This window comes from Pseudoalteromonas sp. BZB3, from assembly GCF_040104455.1.
In the GTDB taxonomy this organism is placed as follows: domain Bacteria; phylum Pseudomonadota; class Gammaproteobacteria; order Enterobacterales; family Alteromonadaceae; genus Pseudoalteromonas.
Genome location: NZ_JBECOS010000013.1, coordinates 1 through 19743 on the forward strand (window position 1 = coordinate 1; position 19743 = coordinate 19743).

Annotated in this window: 12 protein-coding genes; 8 read left to right on the plus strand and 4 right to left on the minus strand. The window is 37.1% G+C overall.

Annotated elements, in window-relative coordinates; genetic code table 11:
- Positions 1-715: 715 nt before the first annotated feature.
- The 5 genes from ABMY35_RS14750 to ABMY35_RS14770 all read left to right on the plus strand — a co-directional run bounded on the left by ABMY35_RS14750 (position 716) and on the right by ABMY35_RS14770 (position 7888).
- Entirely contained in the window at positions 716-1633 is a 918-nt protein-coding gene (locus tag ABMY35_RS14750; protein ID WP_349286911.1) for a WD40 repeat domain-containing protein, read from the plus strand.
- Between the two features lie 11 nt (positions 1634-1644).
- Positions 1645-2631: a hypothetical protein gene (locus ABMY35_RS14755; protein WP_349286912.1), complete on the plus strand. Its 987-nt coding sequence runs from the start codon at positions 1645-1647 to the stop codon at positions 2629-2631.
- A 91-nt stretch (positions 2632-2722) separates the two neighbouring features.
- Positions 2723-4057 (plus strand): nuclease-related domain-containing protein, encoded by a 1335-nt coding sequence (locus tag ABMY35_RS14760; RefSeq protein WP_349286913.1) that lies wholly within the window; start codon positions 2723-2725, stop codon positions 4055-4057.
- Positions 4058-4160: 103 nt separating this feature from the next.
- Positions 4161-5051: a cation diffusion facilitator family transporter gene (locus ABMY35_RS14765; protein WP_349286914.1), complete on the plus strand. Its 891-nt coding sequence runs from the start codon at positions 4161-4163 to the stop codon at positions 5049-5051.
- Positions 5052-5125: 74 nt separating this feature from the next.
- On the plus strand, positions 5126-7888 hold the full coding sequence (locus ABMY35_RS14770) for an ATP-binding protein (RefSeq protein ID WP_349286915.1): 2763 nt from the start codon (positions 5126-5128) through the stop codon (positions 7886-7888).
- A gap of 86 nt (positions 7889-7974) precedes the next feature.
- On the opposite strand, the gene ABMY35_RS14775 is transcribed toward ABMY35_RS14770, so the two are convergent.
- Entirely contained in the window at positions 7975-12471 is a 4497-nt protein-coding gene (locus ABMY35_RS14775) for an EAL domain-containing protein (protein WP_349286916.1), read from the minus strand.
- A gap of 269 nt (positions 12472-12740) precedes the next feature.
- On the opposite strand from ABMY35_RS14775, the gene ABMY35_RS14780 reads away from it, so the two are divergent.
- Together ABMY35_RS14780 and ABMY35_RS14785 are read left to right on the plus strand one after the other, a co-directional pair.
- Positions 12741-12935, plus strand: coding sequence for a bacterioferritin-associated ferredoxin (locus tag ABMY35_RS14780; RefSeq protein ID WP_349286917.1), 195 nt, complete (start codon positions 12741-12743; stop codon positions 12933-12935).
- A 139-nt stretch (positions 12936-13074) separates the two neighbouring features.
- Entirely contained in the window at positions 13075-13656 is a 582-nt protein-coding gene (locus ABMY35_RS14785; RefSeq protein ID WP_138479602.1) for a thymidine kinase, read from the plus strand.
- An 8-nt stretch (positions 13657-13664) separates the two neighbouring features.
- On the opposite strand, the gene rlmF is transcribed toward ABMY35_RS14785, so the two are convergent.
- Positions 13665-14588 (minus strand): 23S rRNA (adenine(1618)-N(6))-methyltransferase RlmF, encoded by a 924-nt coding sequence (gene rlmF / locus ABMY35_RS14790; RefSeq protein ID WP_349286918.1) that lies wholly within the window; start codon positions 14586-14588, stop codon positions 13665-13667.
- Between the two features lie 97 nt (positions 14589-14685).
- On the opposite strand from rlmF, the gene ABMY35_RS14795 reads away from it, so the two are divergent.
- On the plus strand, positions 14686-15588 hold the full coding sequence (locus ABMY35_RS14795; protein ID WP_349286919.1) for an alpha/beta fold hydrolase: 903 nt from the start codon (positions 14686-14688) through the stop codon (positions 15586-15588).
- Here ABMY35_RS14795 and ABMY35_RS14800 read toward each other — a convergent pair.
- Together ABMY35_RS14800 and ABMY35_RS14805 are read right to left on the minus strand one after the other, a co-directional pair.
- On the minus strand, positions 15548-17005 hold the full coding sequence (locus ABMY35_RS14800; RefSeq protein WP_349286920.1) for a sulfotransferase: 1458 nt from the start codon (positions 17003-17005) through the stop codon (positions 15548-15550). The genes ABMY35_RS14795 and ABMY35_RS14800 overlap by 41 nt on opposite strands.
- 93 nt (positions 17006-17098) lie before the next feature.
- Positions 17099-19726: a TonB-dependent receptor gene (locus tag ABMY35_RS14805; RefSeq protein ID WP_349286921.1), complete on the minus strand. Its 2628-nt coding sequence runs from the start codon at positions 19724-19726 to the stop codon at positions 17099-17101.
- Between the last annotated feature and the right edge of the window lie 17 nt (positions 19727-19743).

Below are 19743 nucleotides of genomic sequence, written 5' to 3' on the forward strand. Positions count from 1 at the left end.
AGGAATGGTTAAAGTAATCAAGGAATGGCTAAGGTAATCAAGGAATGGTTAAGGTAATCAAGGAAAGGTTAGAGCAATCAAGGAAAGGTTAGAGCAATCAAGGAAAGGTTAGAGCAATCAAGGAAAGGTTAGAGCAATCAAGGAAAGGTTAGAGCAATCAAGGAATGGTTAGAGCAATCAAGGAATGGTTAGAGCAATCAAGGAATGGTTAGAGCAATCAAGGAATGGTTGAGGTAATCAAGGAATGGCCACTATTCGCAACTTCGCAAGGATGGTAATCGCGTTTTATTGACAAGGATTGACCAAGGAGACTACAAGGCAAGGACGCATAATGTTTGCTGTTGAATTCGATTAAAGTTTGCATTGATTGAGTCATAAACATTGTTGTTCCTAACTATAATATTAATCTACAAAAGTTAGGCGCATAACCGTAACAATAAATGGTGCTAACTTTATTAATGCTAGAGTCATTAACCTTTGCCAGTCTCATAGATTGGCTTTCTTCGTTTAATTTACCAATTGTTTAAACTCTAGCTATTTTTATCTATTCATAAAACATACAATCACATCATTCATATTTAATTTTATTTTCAGCACTAAAATTGCATGTCTGTGTCGGGTTTTCGGCTTTGTCTTGAGGTTTGTTTTGCATTATTTCACTATTTTCTGCATTTTTATCATCATTACTTTATCTGGTTGTGATAGAGAGGTTGTCTTGCAACAAGGTGTTATATCAGATCTCAATGAGCGGCAGTTACTCAATGCTCAATTTGCAAAGCAAGGTGGATTGTTAATGACATTAGATTTTGATGGGCAAGTTGTTGTTTTAAATGCTAATGATTTTTCAATAGAGTTTCAGATCGCTAAAAAGGAGCAATTGGAGAACACCAGACTTGCAAGACTTTCTTCAGACGGAACTATACTGATTGTTGCCAATGAAAATGAAGTTGCAATATGGTCGGTTGTTGGAAAAGCGTTAATTGGGAAAACAAATTTCGCAGGTCTGCAAACTCTTGCCACCATATCGTCTATTGCAATTTCGGATGACAACGACAAATTAATTGTAGGTATGTCTGATGGTGTCATTAATATGGCGACTATTTCTACAAGATTAAATAACCGCTTTAAACCTCACACAAGACCTGTCACCCATATTATGTTCACAGATAATGATCATTATTGGTCAGCATCACAAGATGGTTTGTTGGCCCATCGAGTTTTTGCTTCTCCCGAACCATTAACAGAGCAGGAGTTCTCACATAGGATCACAACACTTGCTATGGACGAACAAAAAGAGCGTTTATTTGTTTCTGATGCATTAAAAACACAGTTCATCAAATCTAAGAAAGGCGAAAATGCGCATGTTCAGCTTAAATATATGGCGCGTTTTATGGTCTTTAGACAGGCTTATTTTATTAATTATGCCAATATATTAGCTACCTCATCATCTAAAAACCATTTAACATTTTGGGATACAGTAACGGGAGAAGAACTAGGGACTTGGACTAGTGAAGTACAAACTCCTTCAGCTACAATTTTAGCAATGCACAGCAACGACAAAGGAGAATTGTTGACAGTTAACTCTGATGCGATGGTTGAAAAGTGGGATCTAACTCAGTTGAATAAACTGTAATAGGAGGTTACATGATAAAACCTACAGGGGCTGTAATCACGATATTGATGTTATTGTTAGTTGGATGTGAAGAGCCTATCCAGTATGAGGTAGAGCAGTTAAGTAATCATCGTTTTAGCCAAGGGCTTGTTTATAAAGCACAATTTTCTGATGACTTAGAGCAGTTATTGGTGATTGATGAAAAGAGGCTAGTCAATATATGGCAAATTAATAGCAAGCAAAAGATATTTACTTTGCCTGCTTCAAAAACACCAGAAGACTTAAGGGCTACTTTTTTCAAAAAATCCGAAAACCTTCTACTTCTTAGTGGCGCAAATCATGTAGATTTTTGGGATTTAGAACACGGTGTTCAGATTGGTACTTTAAAAGTACAAAGCGACGAGCCTCTAGCAAAAATCTCTTCAATAAACTTGTCACGTTATGGTGGGATTATTGCTGTTGGCATGACAGATGGGACCGTTTTTCTTTATAACAAAGCAAGTAACTCATCGCTTAAGAAAAAAATACATGAAGGTACGGTTAACCATATTTATTTCAATAGCGCTGATAGTTATGTTGTAACGAGTGGAACCGATGGCAAAGTCGTTAAGTCATCAGTGAATAACCTAGAAAAACGTTTCTCAAAACAATTGAATACAAGAATAAGTTCACTCATTATTGATGAACAGAGTAACAAGCTATTTGTTTCGGATGTCTTAGACAACCAACAAATTCACAAGCTAGATAATGGAGAATTATTATCTAAACTAATTTATACCGCTAGATTCAGATGGTTTAGAAGTGGGCAATTTTATGATGGTGCTCGAATATTGATAACGACCACTCCTAAAACCAATATATCTTTGTGGGATACTTACTCTGGAAAAGAGATATTTACATGGCATAGTGAAACTTTATCTCTGGGGAGCACAAATTTGGATATTAAATCGTTGGATAATAAGATTGTCACTATGACAAGTGAGGGCGTTTATCAGGAGTGGGCTCTTAGGAAAAAATAATTAAACTATTAAAATTAATGATTTGGTTCTAAAATGAAGTTGTAGTTTAAGGTTTCAAGGGTAAATAGGTTAAACAAGTTGAAGGACAAACATGTCAAATAGAATCGCGTTGTTTTTTTTGGTTGTTATTTCGTTTACCTCTACCGCTTTTCAGTCAAATTTATCTGATGAGCAATGTGCTCGCTTTTATAAAGAATATCAAAGCATTGCTGTGAAAATGGGCACTGCCACAGGTGTTGAGCTTCAATCTCTAGGGAATCGTTATGGCCGTTTGCAAGAGAGGCTAGAAGGATTTTGTCAACACACTGAATTCTCAGATTCTGCAAAAATAAAAACAAGTCAAGAGATTCAAACTAAACCACAAACACAACGGTTATTTTCAGATGACATGAAACAACAAGCATGGGAAGCATTTTATACTGCTCCTAGCTATTGCTTGTCTAATCCACTTAGCTCTATCAATAAATTACGCTGTAATAATGAATTAACCAGATTTAAGGAGTTGTTTGAGCAGCAGTGGCAACAAAACAAAGATATAAGTCTTACTCAGCTAAACTCCGATCAACACAGTGGCGCTTTGGAGCTTGAACATCAAGATGCAAACTCAAAAGGGTCTGAGTTAAACGAGTCGCCTGAAATAAATGACACAAGCACTCAAGTCAATCTCGCTAGTCAGTCAAATGACAACTCAAAATCTCAAACCGAGCAAATTGCTACGGTTACTCACTTAGCCACAGAGCAAAAATACCAAACTCCAACGACTGGGTTAGATACGCTTTTTTACTATGTTGTTGATTACCTGTATTTGCTAATTTTATTGTTACTACTCTTAATTTTTATTAAATATATTCTTCCAAGTGCGAAGAAGATGTTTACTAAACACTTTAGTTACGTGGTGGTCAATAAGTATTTGATGAAACATTTATCAGTTGATGACTATACACTGTATAGCAAAATCAGTTTACCAATCCCGAGTGGTATGGCAGATATTGATGAGCTTGTTTTATCTCCTTACGGTATTTTTGTGATTAGTTGCCAGTCACAAACAGGCCGAATTTACGCTGATACGACATCAGAAGTTTGGTCAGAGCAAATTGGAAAAGACAGAAATAATTTTCCAAATCCAAGTAGGCAACTACCAATGAAGCTTGCGGGTGTAAAGCAACTCTTTGGTATTGATGAGCACATTCATGGCTTTATAGTGTTCGACCAAGAAGCAGACTTCAGAACAAATATGCCGAATAATGTCTTTCATACAGGTCAGTTACTCGCGAAAATCGAGCATTATGAAGAAAAAGTGTTTACGGAAGAGCAAATTTCACATTTTGTTCTTTTATTGAGTGAATATAAACCGAGTAATCCTTTCAAGGATACTTTGAGCAAAATAGGGGATAAGACTACTCAAAATTCTGAGTGGGAAAGTTAAGATATCTAAGTTTTGTATCTATATTTTTGTGCACAACGACTGCATTTTAAGATACAATTGCGACTGTATATCATTCCTCTTTGCTCAGGTACTCGCTTCTTAAATGACTGACATCACTACTCACCAGGCTTCCAGAAGACGTCTTTTAATCGCTCTGTCTATTACCTGTACTTTCATGTTGATCCAATTGGCAGGCGCGTACTATTCAAATTCTCTAGCTGTATTGGCGGATGCAGGCCATTTGTTTGTTCATAATAGCTCTCTTTTTATCGCGCTCATCGCATCCTCTATCGCAGTTCACTTAGCTAAAAACTACAGCGATGGTTATAAAAAAGCTGAATTCACCGGTGGCTTGATTAATGGCATGCTTTATTTGATGATTTCTGTCGTTATTTTGTATGAAGGCAGTGAAAGATTAAGTCATCATCATGACGGAAATGGTGAGATGGTTAATACTTATCTTATGTCAGTGATAGCTGCGTTAGGGTTTTTATTTCACGGCTTGTCTGCTTGGGTACTTTATAAAGGCCGAAAAGAAAGCATCAATGTTTATGCTGTATTTCTTCATTCATTTTTCGATTTGTTATCGACGGTCTCAACATTTATTGCAAGCATCTTGATTTACCTCACTGGTTTTCAGGTCATTGATATTATCTCTAGCATGCTAATTTCTTTGTTTGTGATGTTTACGGGTTTTAAAGTAGTGAAAACTTGCTTAAAAGGAATTTTAACCAAAGAAATGCATCTACCCACTTCTGATCAAATAGAAGAAAAAATCTTAACGACAGATCATGTCGAAAGTGTACACAGTGTCACCATTTCACGAGTCGATGATAAGGTTGCTGTTGGTGCACATATTGTTTTAAAGCATCATTGTACAATTGATTTACATGATCAATCTTGTCGAGAGCAGGTTGAGCAAGTATTAAATAATACTTTTGGTGTATCCCAGTGTGTACTTCAAGTAGAAAGTCATAATTGCCCTGAACATTAACTTAATGAATGCTTGGCAGAGAATGATTTTTATCTTACTTTATTGATACATAGAAAAAACAGTCTTAATTTGCTTTGAATAAAACTATTTCACCTATTTTCCTTGCATTTGTGTTGGGTATCTTGGGTGGTGCTATCAATCTCTTACCTTTATGGTTCTTAGATAACTCTGAGTTTCTTTTTGGGCAAGCGTTTGTGCTTGGCGCATTGGTAACGATTGGTTTTAGACATAGCTTATTGGTGCTGACAATTGTTACAGCATTTATTTTCTATCGATGGGGTCATTCTTGGCCGACAATTGTTTTTCTTCTTGAAATCATTTGGTTGAATCAATTCGCTTTATTAAAAGGCAAAATGGTGTTTTTTCGAGGCATACTATTTTGGCTAATATGCGGATTACCTTTACTTTATTTTCTTGGCCATTTTCAATTACAACTTCCAAACTTAGTGGTCTTTACTGCGTTATCTAAATACTTGGTAAATGCGATTGTCTGCCTAGCAGTCGTTGATTTGGCCAGTCTATTTGTAAATAAAGCGAGGTGGCAGGAATTGCCACTTTACTCCATTCTCAATCGAACAGTTAATTTACTGGTTATACTTATTATTGTAACGACATCGATTGTTTTAACAAATAACCACTACAGCAGAGTAGAGTCTGAAGTGAAGTCTAAGTTGTTAGACTCTGCAGAGAATATTAATAAACAAATCGATGACTATTTACAAAGCTACCTTAGAGCTGTACGCATAAGTGGACATAGCATATCTCAAGGTGTTGATATTAACTTAACGCTCGAGCAGTTAGTTGAAATGCATGATGGTTTTAGAACCAGTATCTATATTTCACCTGAAGCTGAAGTGTTGAATTATTACCCTCAATTATTGGGTGATAGTTTTGTAGGTGCCTTTCCTAGTGTAGCAGATCGAGAGTATTTTATTGAAGCCCCCAAACACCCTGAAGGTTATATCTCAAGTGTGTTTAAAGGGCGAGGCTTTGGTGATGAGCCTATTGTAGCTTTGTCGGTGCCTGTTTATGAATATGATTCTTTAGTTGGCGTACTTGAGGCATCGCTTAAATTTGAGTCTTTTGAGCAGTTTATTCCAACGTTATTATCTCACCACGGTGAATTAGTTGTATTAGATACGAAACATCAAGTTGTTTATAGTTCTTTAGAAAATGAGTTTAGCACTTTAGATATGCTTGACTCGACAACTTACGCTTCAATAGCCAATCCACAGCAAAATATTTATACAGATAAGCAGGGCAATGTTTTTTATCAACAAGTATTTGTGTCTTATAAGTTAGGTTGGACAGTCGTTACTTTTTTAGACAGAGCGCACGTTAATATTACAACGATAAATTCTCTACTTACTCCTTTATTTCTGACGCTTATTATTATCATTATTTGTCGGTTTATTATTGGTGTGTTAACTAAGCAACTCGTAGCCCCAATTACAGCGCTGAGTTCTGCAATCAATAAATTTGATCCAAGTAAGCAAAGTGATAATGGGTACGAAAAAGGCAATGACTTTTTAGAAGTTTTGACCTTACAGCAGCAATTCATTCAATTGACGAAAAATTTAACGCTTAGTTTTACTAAGCTGGAGATGGCAAACTCTGAAAACCAAAAACTGAATGAACGCCTTACTGAGTTTAATCTAAGGTTAGAGCAGCAAGTTAACGAGAAAACCAAAAAACTGACCGAAGCTGTCGCGGATGCTAAAAATGCCAGTAAGGCTAAGAGTCAATTTTTGGCAAATATGAGCCATGAAATAAGAACGCCTTTAAATGGTATTATAGGTCTAACAGAGTTACTGATTAATGAGCGCGAAGGTAGCTCAGATGATGTAAAGCAGTTAGGAATAATTCAAACATCAGCTAAAAACTTGCTTCTAATATTAAATGACATTTTAGATTATTCTAAGATTGAAGCTGGGGCTTTAAAGTTGGACATTCGTGCAATTAGCCCAGTAAAAATATTTGATGATTTATCAGCAATTCACCGCTCTTATGTGTCTCAAAAGCAGGTAGATTTCAGTTATCAGACCAAATTTGACTTACCAGAATTTTTAGAATTAGATTCACTTCGAGTAACGCAGATCACGAACAACTTATTAAGTAATGCAATTAAATTTACTGAAGAAGGTGAAGTAAGTCTATTAGTTGAATACCGAGACAATCATTTACTCATTTCTGTAAAAGACACTGGTATAGGTATCTCTAAGCAACAGCAGCAGTTGCTATTTAGTGAATTTACTCAGGCTGATGTGTCAACAACGAGAAAATATGGTGGCACAGGATTAGGCTTAACAATTTGTAAGCGTTTGGCTGAACGTATGGGTGGAACAATTGAGCTTGAAAGCAATGAAGGGGTTGGGAGTACCTTTGTTGTAAGTATTCCTGCCAATGTATCTACACCAGAAAATAATACAGAAGAAGCGACGAAGCTTGCAGATCTTAATGGTCAAGATGTGTTGTTAGTTGAAGACAATCTGGTGAATCAGATTGTCGCCACAAAGATGCTAGCAAAGTTTAATTGCCAGGTTTTTACTGCTGCGAATGGCGAAGAAGCACTGCAAAGGTTAGCTGATAAACCTTTCTCTTTAATCTTTATGGACTGCCAAATGCCAGTTCTAGATGGCTTTGGTTGCACGATAAGAATTAGAGAGCAAGTTTTGAATTATGGCACTCCTTATATCATTGCAATTACTGCAAATGCTTATAATGAAGATCGTAAGCGTTGCTTAGAAGTAGGTATGAATGATTTTGTAGCTAAACCAATTGAGTTTGAGTTACTTAATAAAGCTATCTCCAAATACATATCAAAAGCTTGTTCCTGACCTAATAGTCATAATAAAAGTGAGAATCTAAAGGCTGTTGGTTTCTTTTAAATGTAATTAGCAATTAACAGCTGGAGAATGGTAGATTATCTCCAGCTTGTTGTATTCTCATCCTTTTCTAATAGTGCTTCAATAGGCTGAGGTTTTGAGAAAAAGTAGCCTTGCATATAGTGACAGCCCAAGTCAGTTAAGAATTTTAATTGAGTTTGTGTTTCAACCCCTTCTGCAATACAAAACATATTTAAATTACGTGCCAGTGAGTGGATGGTTTTTACAATCGACTTATTAGTATGCTGCTCATCCATTTTTCTCACAAAAGATTGGTCAATTTTAATAATATCAATAGGGAATTGATTTAAGTAGGTAAGTGAGGAGTAGCCTGTACCAAAGTCATCAAGCAGGAGTTTGAAGCCAGCTTCTTTTAACATATTAAGCGAAGCCTTGGCCTTATCTTTATCTTCCATTAACGAGGTTTCTGTAATTTCAAGTCTCAGTCTTGACGTTGGTAACTGGTAAAAAGTCAGTATATTACACAAGTTCTCAGCCGTTTCAGCTCTAATGATATGGATAGGAGATAAGTTCAGCGATAGATAAAACTGGTCATTCTTATCAAATAAGGGCTTAAGCTCAAAAAGTGCTCGCTTTAGGGCTTGTTCTGTCATTAGCTCAATTAACCCGGTTTCTTCGGCAATCGGAATGAAGTCTGCTGGTGATATATTTTCGCCATCTAACTGCCACCTTAAAAGCAGTTCAACACCTATCATTTTACCACTGGATGTATTAACGATTGGTTGATAATGGTTATAAAAAGCGCTGTCTTTGTATGCCGTTTTCAAAGCGGTTTCTAGCACTATCTTGCGGTTATACTGTTCGATCATAGAGGTTGTGAAGTATTTATAGCCATTTCGACCCAGTTGTTTAGCTTGAAACATGGCTATATCAGCATGTCGAATTAGCTCTTCTGATGATTTTGCATCAAATGGATAAAGTGCCACGCCGATACTGGCTGAAACACTCACAGATATTCCGTCTAAATCAATCTTTTCTGGTAACACGGAAATAAGGTTTGATGTTAAAGAGGTTAAGCTTTCAGGGGTTATCACATCTTTGACTAAAACTAGAAATTCGTCACCGCTTTGTCTGCCCAAAATACAGTGCTCTGGTAATAGTTCGTTTATTCTTTCAGAAATTTTTATTAATAATTTATCACCAACTTGATGTCCGTAGGCATCATTAATCGGTTTAAACTTGTCTAAATCAATAAATAATAACGCACATGTTGAGCTGCTATTTTGCGCATCAAATATTGCAAATTCAATGTGTTGCAACATTAAATTACGGTTAGGAAGATTAGTTAAACTGTCATAATTTGCTAAATATCGTAGCTCGTTTTCAGCTTTCTTTTGCTCAGTCAGATCAGACATAACAATAACATAATGCTCAATCACGCCAGCATCGTTTGCAATGGCGTTGACACTGACATGGATTGGTTTAACAATGTGATTTTTCGTTTCAACCGTTAATTCCATCTTAAAGTTTTGGTTAGCATTTAATATTTTTATTTTATTGATAAGCTGCCTAAGTTTCTTTTTGCCTAAGATCTTGGCAAATGTCATAAAAGTTAAGTCATCTAAAGCATTTTTTTCATTTAAGCTAAATGCATCACAAAAACTCTGGTTAACTGAAATAGGAGTAAGCTGGGTGTCTAAAATGAGCAACCATTCATCAATTTGTGAAAATGCTTGCCCTAATATGCTTGCTTGTAAGTTAGTTGCTTTACTGTCGGTAATATTTGAATAAATACCGGATACAATGCGTGGATTACCTTCATTATCCCACTCTGTTACCTTGCCAATATCTTGAAACCATAACCATTCTCCGATTAGATTCTGTAATCGATAGGTTAAATTGATATTTGGGTTTTTAGATGCTGATAAAGCCCCCCATTGTGAAGATACTTTTGGTCTATCTTCTGGATGCACCAGTTCGATAAAACGATTGAGTGGTAACTCATTTTGTTGTCCTGATTCTCTTGTTGATGTTTTATTTCTGTACTGATAAATCAACTCTTTGTTTAAATCGACCTTCCATGTGCCACTTTTAGTAGACTTTAAGGCCATCTCTGTTTGCTGCTTTGAGGTAGTCACAGCTAACAGAGCTTTTTGAATGGTTGTTTGTCTATTTTTTCCTTGCCTATATGAAAGCAGTAATAGTGTAGTCACGACAATAAAATAGACTAGCCACGATGTTGGAGAGTTTAGAAAGTAGTATTCAACCTCTATCGGAATGGTCAAACTTTCTATAACGCTGTTACCGTCTAACCTAGTTTCACTTATGGTTAAGGTATAATTTCCAGGTGCTAGCTTTGGAAAAAATAACTCAGTTTTGTCTAAGTTTTTTAATACAACATCTTCAGCACCACTTATGCGAGCATTAAATTTGCTTATACGTTGTTGAGTAAAGTCAAAATTCGTGAACTTAATTTCTAGTCCAGCATCTTCATGAGTCAACTTGAGCGGATTTTCTAATAAAAATGAGGGGCTATAATTAAGCGTTGAAGACATGAGTTTAATGTCTGTCACACTTAAAGGGGTTTTGATTATGTTACTGTAATCAATAAAGTCTTCTGTGTTTAACCAAGTTAAACCTGACACTGTACCAAACACAAAGGTTTGATTATTTAGTTTTAAACTGGCGCCTGCATTAAACTCATTATTTGGTAAGCCGTTTTTAATCGTGTATTTCTCGAGAAATCCAGTGTTTAACTCGTAGCGAAATAATCCTGATTGAGCCGTAAACCAAAGAAAGCCATAAGGATCAGACATTACTTCATACAAAGCTTGTTTATTTAAGCCATAGTCTTCGTTCAGCGATTTAATGACTTTAAAAGTGGCTAAGTCTAATTCAATTAAGCCATGGTGAGATGAAGTTAACCAAAGACTTTCGTTTACAATCTCCCAGTCATCAATGACTTGGAAAACTTTGTCGTTTGCATTGTCAAATTCAAAAATTGGCGTTAAGACCTTCGAATCGACTGAATATGCATATAAGCCTTTAATTGTGCTTATAATTATATCCTCAGGCCTAGTAGGAAGGGGAGCAAGGAAGCGGTAAGCAGACGTTATTGGTAACTGTTCAGCCAAGCCTTCTACGGTTACTACAGTTTGGTTTGACGTATCGTATATGTAGTAATCGCTTTCAGTTAAAAAAGCAATTTGTTTACTATTAATGCGTTTTGAGGAGCTATTTAAAGAATCAAACGGTGCTTCTACGCTGCTTTTTACAACCGATGGGTTTGTTACTGTTTTAGTTTCTAGATCTAGTAATTTTAATCCTTGAAATGTATCCAAGTAAACAAGCTGAGAATCTATGTCAGTTTGAAAAATCTCGTATACCGCATTAGCGCCATACACATCCTTTTTATTTAGAGACTGGAAATAAAAGTTTGGCTCAGAGGGCTCACTCAAAGACGATATATGCACAACACCATTGTCGGTACCATATAAAATCGAACCGTCAGAAAGTTGATAAATAGACCATACGTTATTGTTTATAAACTCAGAGCCTGTTTGGCTAACTGTGTTAAACATTAATGAAGATAAGGGCCAATAATATGCCCCATTATGCGTTGCCATCCAAAGTACATTATTGGCGTCTAGCTCAAGCGCCAGAATGTTTGGTTGATTCAGCTTAAATTCAGTTTTATCTAGGGCTAGTGCTTTTGTCAGGTCTTTTGTCTTTCGATTAAATTTATACAGGCCAAACTCTGTAGCGATAAATTCACCTGAGGGGGTTAATTCATGATCCCAGATATTCAACGACGCGATCAGGTTTGTAGTTTGTTCATAATCAAAACCCACATCAAGTATTGGTGTGGCATATAAGCCCTCTACTGTGCCAATAAGTAAGCCAAGTTCTTCATCTAGCTTCAATAACTTTACATTCTGATTGAGTTCATTGGCTTCTTGTTCTTTTAAAAAAGTATGCTTAGTTAAAACTTCTGCATCGGCAGATAGAGAATAAAGGCCATCAGTGGCGCCTACTAATAGGTGTTTGCCATGATACAATAAAGTTCTAATGGATTGCCCTGTTTCAACTGAGCCTATTAGCTGAGACTCATAGCTGACAAGGCTAATTCTATATACATGATTATTAATTGCAGCGTATAAATTTTTATCAACCTTGAGTATGGCATTAATTGGAGAAGTAAAGCTCTGGCTATCAGACAACCTACCGGAGTAAATTTTTTTCTTTTCTAAAGTATGAACATTTATCAGGTAGCTGCCGTCAAAGCTGGTAGACACGAACAAAAAAGTGTCATCTACCATATTGATATGAAAGATTTGTTCGTGGAGAAAGTTTTTTATTTGTTTCGGTAGGGATACATCAATACCATCATATCGGTTTAAGCCTTGCTCAGTGGCAATCCAAATATAGCCAAGAGGGTCTTGAATTATATTATTTACATTTGCTTGAGAGAGGCCTTCTTCTGTAGATAGGCGATAGATTTGCTGATTTGAAAACGTATTAAAACTTATAAAAAATAAGGAAATGATAAAAAAAAAGTAAGGCTTCAAATGCATTAAACTCTACCAAGCAAAAATTCATAATTATCAAATTATGAATTTTGTCGAAAACAATAGTTAACGTTATGGTCATAAATTTAGCATAGTCATCTAAGCAGAGCTAGATTAATACACTTTTACATCATTAACTGCTTATATATGCACCACACTCTAGAGCAATAGTTGCAGCAATAAAAATAATTCTTATTAAATACTCAGTTTGTTATTGATAATGGTTTTTGTTTAGAATAAAATTCACCTAGTTTTTAAAGTAAAGGGTAACTCTAATGTATATTTGTATTTGCCACGGTGTGACTGATTCAAAAATTGAACAGGCGATTGAGTCTGGTTCTACAAGTATGCGTGATTTGAGTAAAGAGCTTGGTGTTGGTACACAATGTGGCAAGTGTACAAATTGCACAAAGAAAATTCTTAACCAGAAGCTGATTGAAATTGTCGATATAACAGAACAAGTTGCCTAATTAGCCTTAGCATAATTGCTTTGTTGGCATCAGAGCCAGATTCTTTCAGTGTCTTACATACCATAGAAACTTATCCCTCGTAGTATTCAAGTCGAGTTTTATGTAGACTCTCATCCACATTTATTTTCAGTGTTCTATTATGGCTCAGCTTTATTTCTATTACTCGGCGATGAATGCCGGAAAATCAACAACACTTTTACAGTCTGCCTTTAACTACAGAGAAAGAGGTATGACACCACTCATTCTTACCGCTGCCATAGACAATAGGGCTGGAGTAGGGAAAGTGGCTTCTAGAATTGGCCTCGAAGCAGATGCACATATCTATGACAGAGAAACAGATGTGTTTAGTTTAGTTGAACGGTTAAACGATGAAAATAAGCTAGATTGCTTGTTGGTAGATGAATGCCAATTCTTGAGCAAAGCCCAGGTTAATGCCTTAACAGATGTTGTTGATAAGTTGAATATACCCGTATTGTGTTATGGATTACGCACTGACTTTAAAGGCGAGTTATTTGAAGGAGCTCAGTACTTATTGGCTTGGGCTGACAAATTAGTTGAGCTTAAAACCATATGCTATTGTGGTAGAAAAGCAAACCGTGTTTTACGAACGGATGAGCATGGCAATGCAATTCATGACGGTAATCAGGTTGAAATTGGCGGCAACGATAGATATGTTTCAGTTTGCCGCACCCATTATAAAGAAGCCTTGTCTCTTTTATAAATATATCTTTATTTAGTATTGTAGATTGCTTGTCGCTCGGAGTGAGGTTGAAAGCTCCAAGCGATGAACCGGCTTGTTTTTTGACCTTGCGTCATTTTGATTACCTTTATTTCAGCAACACCAATTTTCTTAAGCGCTAGCTTTAAACTATTTAGTGAGTCTTTTTTAGATACTAAAGAAGTAAACCACGCACATTGCTTGGCATAATGCTTACTCTCCTTAATCATTTTTTTGATGAACAACACCTCACCACCTTTACACCAAAGCTCAGGTGAATGGCCGCCGAAGTTAAGTGTATTTTTTGGCTTTTTACCTAACTTTTGCCATTTGCTCTGTGTTGCTTTATTTGCTGAATGCTCACTGTCATGGAACGGGGGGTTACATAGCGACAAGTGTAATGTTTGATCTTTTTCTATCACACCATGAAAATATTTTTCTTTGTCTTTTTGTAAAACGAGTTTGGTATTTAAAGCATTTTCGATGCGAATTTTATCGGCGTTTTGTAATGCTTTCGGGTTTATATCCGATGCTGTGAATGACCACTTATAAACTCTTTCCCCAAGAATAGGGTAGATCAGATTTGCACCTGTGCCGATATCAAGTGCCCTAACATTGTTAACAATCTTATTATGGTTATCGCTTTTTAGTAGATCTGCCAACGCGTGAATATAATCAGCCCTGCCTGGAACTGGTGGACATAAAAACTCTTCGGATATGTCCCAATAACTGAGTTTGTAATGATGTTTAAGTAGCGCTTGATTTAAGCATTTGACAGCATTCGCATTACTAAAGTCTATGCTCTTTTTGCCTGCCAGTGTTCTAATAAGGAATTTTTTCAATGAAGGCGTTACATTGATGAGCTTATCGAAGTCATAGCCTTGTTTGTGGGCGTTTCTTGGGTGCATATCATTACTTTTATTGAATTTAAGCATGGATTATACCGAGTTCTTGAAATAGCTTAAATAGTGTTGAAATGACAATTGCTATCAAATACAGTAACTGGTACGACGAGTTAAAAAGACTTAAATCATGATCACGCAAAATTCACACTTTATTCCCTTCGAAAATGAGCAAGTTCTTCACCTGAGACACATTTATAATCCTGAAAATAAAGGGGATGCTGTTTTCTTCCTGCATGGAGCTGTCGAAAATGGCAAGATTTTCTACACAGAGACAAATAAGGGCTTAGCGCCGTTTTTAGCAGCGCAAGGTTATCAATGTTTTGTCGCTGATTTACGTGGTCGTGGACAAAGTTTGCCTAAAATATCTTCTTCCTCTCAATATGGCCAAACAGAAGCCATCCTTGAAGATATTCCCACTATGCTCAAATTTGTTAAAGCTCAAACAGGTCACTTTCCGAAGTTTTGGGTTGCACACTCTTGGGGGGGAGTTTTACTTAATAGCTTTTTAGCGCGTTACCCTGAGCATAAAGAGTATGTTTCAGCATGTGGCTACTTTGGAACAAAAAGAAGTTTATTTAACAACCATCCAAGCAAGCTCTTACAAGCCAATTTGATTTGGTACACATTGGCGCCGCTATTGAGTAAACGCAAAGGTTATTTAGATGCGCGCAAATTGAAATGGGGCAGTGATAACGAGACTGTTAAGTCACATTATCAAAGCATGCAGTGGGCGAAAAAGAAGCCTTGGATAGACAGTGATGATGGTTTTGATTACGCAAGTGCAATAGAAAATATAGAGTTACCGCCTATTTTACATATCGCAGGTACAAAAGATAAAGCCCTTGCACAGCCAATTGATATTCAGGCTTTTATAGAAGAGTCAGGAAAAGGCATACAAGACTTGAGAATATATGGAAAAAAATATGGTCATAAAATTGATTATGATCATATTAATATGCTGACTAGTCCGCATGCACACAGCGATCAGTTTAAGGAGTTGTTAGATTGGTTTGCTCAGCATCGAGCATAGCCATCATTTGTTTTTCATAAACCTGCCAGTTTGATCTTGGGCCTTGATCTAAAGGCCTTCTAACCTGAGCTTTGTTAAGAGTCGCTACTGGACGCTTAGATTTATAAAACTCCAAGCATTCAGGCTCAAATTTTTGATGCAAGAAATTGAGTAATTTATTCAGCTCTTTTGGGGTCTCATCTAATAAATCTTCATAACTGAGGGTATAAATGTTTCTAGGTAGGTAATGTTTAAAATGTGCCATCATTTCTTCTTGAAAATCAGCATACTGCTTATATTCAGTTAATGAGCAAAAATAGGGTTCGTTTTCAGCGAAGTGATTACTATAAACAGACCAAGCATTGGCATTAAACGAGCGGGTCAAATGGATGATACGAGCATCAGGAAATATTTTTTGAATTAGTCCTACGTTTTGAAAATTGGCTGGTAATTTATTAATGACAACTTCTTCACCAACACGATGCTTCTTAATTTCATCTACATACAAGCTGCGGCAATGGTCAAGCATAGATGTGGTTAATGTATGAAGGCATTGTGGAAAAGGGGCTTCATTACGCATCTGTAAGTAAGGTACAATTTTGTCGCTGATGACTGTGCTTTCTCCCATGCTGCCTATGCTACTATGCTGAACGAGCATTTGTTCTAGCAATGTAGTACCGGTTCTTGGTAGCCCAACTATAAAAGTAGGGGTGAATGTGGCCTTCACTTTATCATTGGGTTGGCTAAAGAATGCTTCTGAACACTGTTCTTTTAGTTCGTCAAAGAAAGGCCTCATATCGGCAGTTTTAAACTCACATAGACTTAGCTGCAGTTCGTTAGCAAGTCTAAAGTAGTCAATTGCTTGAGTGTGATCTTGTAATCTGTGATTACATCTTGCTAAGGAATAATAAACAACGATTTTTAAGCGCTTATTATCGTATTCAGTTAACAATGAATGGAGTTTCTCAATATGCGCTTCTAATTGATTTGTTGATGAAATCTGAGAGAGTTCATGCAACATGAAGGCAGTAACCGCACTAGGTGGGCATGCCAAGCCTGCTTCAAACGTACGCTCTGCATTTTCAATAAAACCGTGGTCTAAATAGAATAACCCTAATTGATAATGTGCTTGTGCATTATGTTTAGCAACGCTTAAGGTGTATTCGAGTACAGTTTTAGCATCAACAGAAGATCCAACAGCCATAAATGCATCAGCGAGCGTAAACAGGGGATCGAGCATCTTAGGCAGGTGCTCACAGGAACGTTTTAAATAATAAATGGCGCTGTCGTAATCTTCTAAACGCATACAAATTCGGCCAAGACCAAATAATGCAGGACCAATTTTATTATTTTCCTTTAATACTGCTTTAAACATAAACTCAGCTTCTCTGAGTTTCCCTTGTTCTAATAATTCGTTGGCTCTTTTAAGTAATAGCATTGTTGTTTAAAGTTATTGCTTTGCACTAATCATAAAAATAAAAAGGCGAAATAGCTAATGCCATTTCGCCTTTTGCTGCTGGGTTACAGTAATCTAGAATTTATAAGTAGCTTTTACGTAATAAAAACCGCCGTTGTAGTCAAATGGACCACTCTCGTAGTATTTACCGCTAACAATTGAATATGCACCATCTTTTTGCAGCTCTTGAGCCTCAGTGTCTAATATGTTGTTTGCTCCAACTGACATAGTCCACTGTTCGTTAAAGTAATAAGTTACTTCAGCATCTAATGTGAAAGATGAACCAACAGTTTCAGACCAACCGTAAGAGCTATCTACATCTGGCTCATCCGCGTGTGTAGCAAACCACTCACCAAAGTAGTTAGCTCGTAAGAACATGCTTACATCTTCCCAATTTTGTGCGAAGGTTAATGTTGCACGGTGCTCAGGGATGCCTTCTTCCAAGCGGCGTACTTTGAACGCTGAAGTGAACTGACCTGGGTCATCAACTTTTGTTGTGTTGTAGTTATAAGCCAAGCTAATTTTGCTGTAGCCATCAAACATATCCATGCCATAATTCATGACAACGTCAACACCTTGGGTTGTGGTATCGAAGTCATTAGCAAAAAATGTAACAGAGCCACCAAGAAGCAATTCTGGACTAGGGTATTTACCTTGAAGATTATCAACGTTAGCTTGTGTGATAAATACTTTATCTGTTTGTGCAATACGGTCAGTAACTTCAATATTGTATGCATCGATAGTCATGAAGAACTCACCGGTTTTGTATACAAGACCGAAAGCATAGCTAGTTGACTCTTCTGGATCTAACTCTTTACCACCAAGTTCAGCCGAGACAGGGTGAGTTGGTGGATATGTAGCTGATTGAATCAATTCACCATTTACCAAAGATGTCTGAGTATTTACAACATTAGCTTGACCTACTGTAGGTGCTCTAAAACCAGTACTATGAGAACCACGGATGGATAGATCATCGGTAAGCTGATATTGTGCAGTTACTTTATAGTTTGTTGTATTTCCGAATGAAGAGAAGTCTTCATAGCGTAGTGCAGCTCCAAGTAATAAGTCTTCAGTTAAGTAAGTCTCCGCATCAGCATAAGCGGAGAAGCTTTGACGCTTATTAATCCCCTGTGATTCTGGTGAGAAACCAGCAAAACCATGAGAACCAACACTGAAGCCTTGTGATGCCAATGGACCCTGTTCCCAAGAGGCTTGCTCACCAGAAATTATTTCGAATGACTCTTGTCTCCATTCAATACCCGTTGCAAAGTTTAGGTCGTCGTCTAAACCAACATCAAAGCCTTTGGTTAAATCAATGTTGAAAGATTTTTCAAGTTGAATGTAAGAGCCTGCTTCAAATGCATTGTTTGGCTGGTCAGCATTCAATGAACCCATAGAAGGGTTAACAGTATTAACAAGTGTATAAGTTGATTTGTTTCGGCCATATGAGCCACTGATATCAATAAAAGCACCTTCTAAGAAACCTTCAGTAATATCTCCACGAGTACCCATTGTTAATGACGTGTCGTTGATTTCACCAGTAAATTGAGGAGTGTAACCTCCTGGGAACAATTCATTGAATGCCCAACAGTTTTTACCCACTGCAGTGTTTGGATCTGCAATTAGCTTATATGTCTCGTTGTCTAAAATATTGGTTGTGTTTGGTAGTTTAGGAATACTAGGACATTCAATACCATTATTGAGTCCATCCATATCACCAACTAAATGTATGTCATTTCCATCGGCATCAGTACCAGTAAAAACTCCACCTCTGTTTTGAGGGTTACGGTAATAATAACCACCAGTAGCTATTCGATCAGAATAGTTACCGAACATATAAAACTCTTTATCGTTACCTAGATCTAGGCCAACATTACCAAATAAAGTAATATCGTCCTCAATCTCAGGGTTACCCCAAACTTGAGCTGGGTCATTAACATGAGTATTACCTGCTGCAATCAAGGCCGCCGCGTCAGGGCGTTGAACGGATCGACTTGTAGGATCTGCAGACTTGTATTGGAAAGATAAGTTAGCAAAGCCGTCATCGGTAAATGGAAGACCAAGGTTACCATCAACAACAAACTGGGTACCATCCCCCTCAAAATACTCGCCATGACGCACAGAGATTGAGCCACCCTCTGAACTGTCTTTTAATACAAAGTTCATTACACCTGCAATGGCATCAGAACCATATTGAGCTGCTGCACCGTCACGTAAAACTTCAACCTGCTTTAGCGCAACAGAAGGAATAACTGATATATCTGGACCTTGAGCACCATCGTTAACGCCACCACCTTGGAACGCGATAACAGAAGCTCTGTGCCTTCTTTTACCGTTTAATAGAATAAGTGTAGAGTCTGATGATAGACCACGTAAGTTTACAGGTCTGATAAATGAAGCCGCATCTGAGATAGGCTGCTGTCTAACGTTAAATGATGGAATAGATGCCTGCAGCATGTCTAACATATCAGTTGATGCGTTTTTATCTAGTTCATCGCCTCCAATAATATCAATTGGCACTGGCGAATCATCGACAGATCTTGGCGCAGAACGTGAACCTACAACTGCGATTTTTTCAATATTCTTTTCAGCACCATCGCCACTTTCGTCGGCATAGGCTGTCGCGCTTAACAAGCCTACCGAAGCGGTAGATGCTAGTGCGTAAGTAATAGCACGGCTTACGTTTGATAATTTTAACTTCATCCTGTTTCCCCAGATTA

What these genes read in the sequence shown, in the direction of transcription:
- ABMY35_RS14775 (WP_349286916.1), bottom strand. Translation starts at nt 12,471, where the DNA reads ATGCATTTGAAGCCTTACTTTTTTTTTATCATTTCCTTATTTTTTATA.
- ABMY35_RS14780 (WP_349286917.1), top strand. Translation starts at nt 12,741, where the DNA reads ATGTATATTTGTATTTGCCACGGTGTGACTGATTCAAAAATTGAACAG.
- ABMY35_RS14765 (WP_349286914.1), top strand. Translation starts at nt 4,161, where the DNA reads ATGACTGACATCACTACTCACCAGGCTTCCAGAAGACGTCTTTTAATC.
- ABMY35_RS14805 (WP_349286921.1), bottom strand. Translation starts at nt 19,726, where the DNA reads ATGAAGTTAAAATTATCAAACGTAAGCCGTGCTATTACTTACGCACTA.
- ABMY35_RS14800 (WP_349286920.1), bottom strand. Translation starts at nt 17,005, where the DNA reads ATGCTATTACTTAAAAGAGCCAACGAATTATTAGAACAAGGGAAACTC.
- ABMY35_RS14755 (WP_349286912.1), top strand. Translation starts at nt 1,645, where the DNA reads ATGATAAAACCTACAGGGGCTGTAATCACGATATTGATGTTATTGTTA.
- ABMY35_RS14795 (WP_349286919.1), top strand. Translation starts at nt 14,686, where the DNA reads ATGATCACGCAAAATTCACACTTTATTCCCTTCGAAAATGAGCAAGTT.
- rlmF (WP_349286918.1), bottom strand. Translation starts at nt 14,588, where the DNA reads ATGCTTAAATTCAATAAAAGTAATGATATGCACCCAAGAAACGCCCAC.
- ABMY35_RS14785 (WP_138479602.1), top strand. Translation starts at nt 13,075, where the DNA reads ATGGCTCAGCTTTATTTCTATTACTCGGCGATGAATGCCGGAAAATCA.
- ABMY35_RS14760 (WP_349286913.1), top strand. Translation starts at nt 2,723, where the DNA reads ATGTCAAATAGAATCGCGTTGTTTTTTTTGGTTGTTATTTCGTTTACC.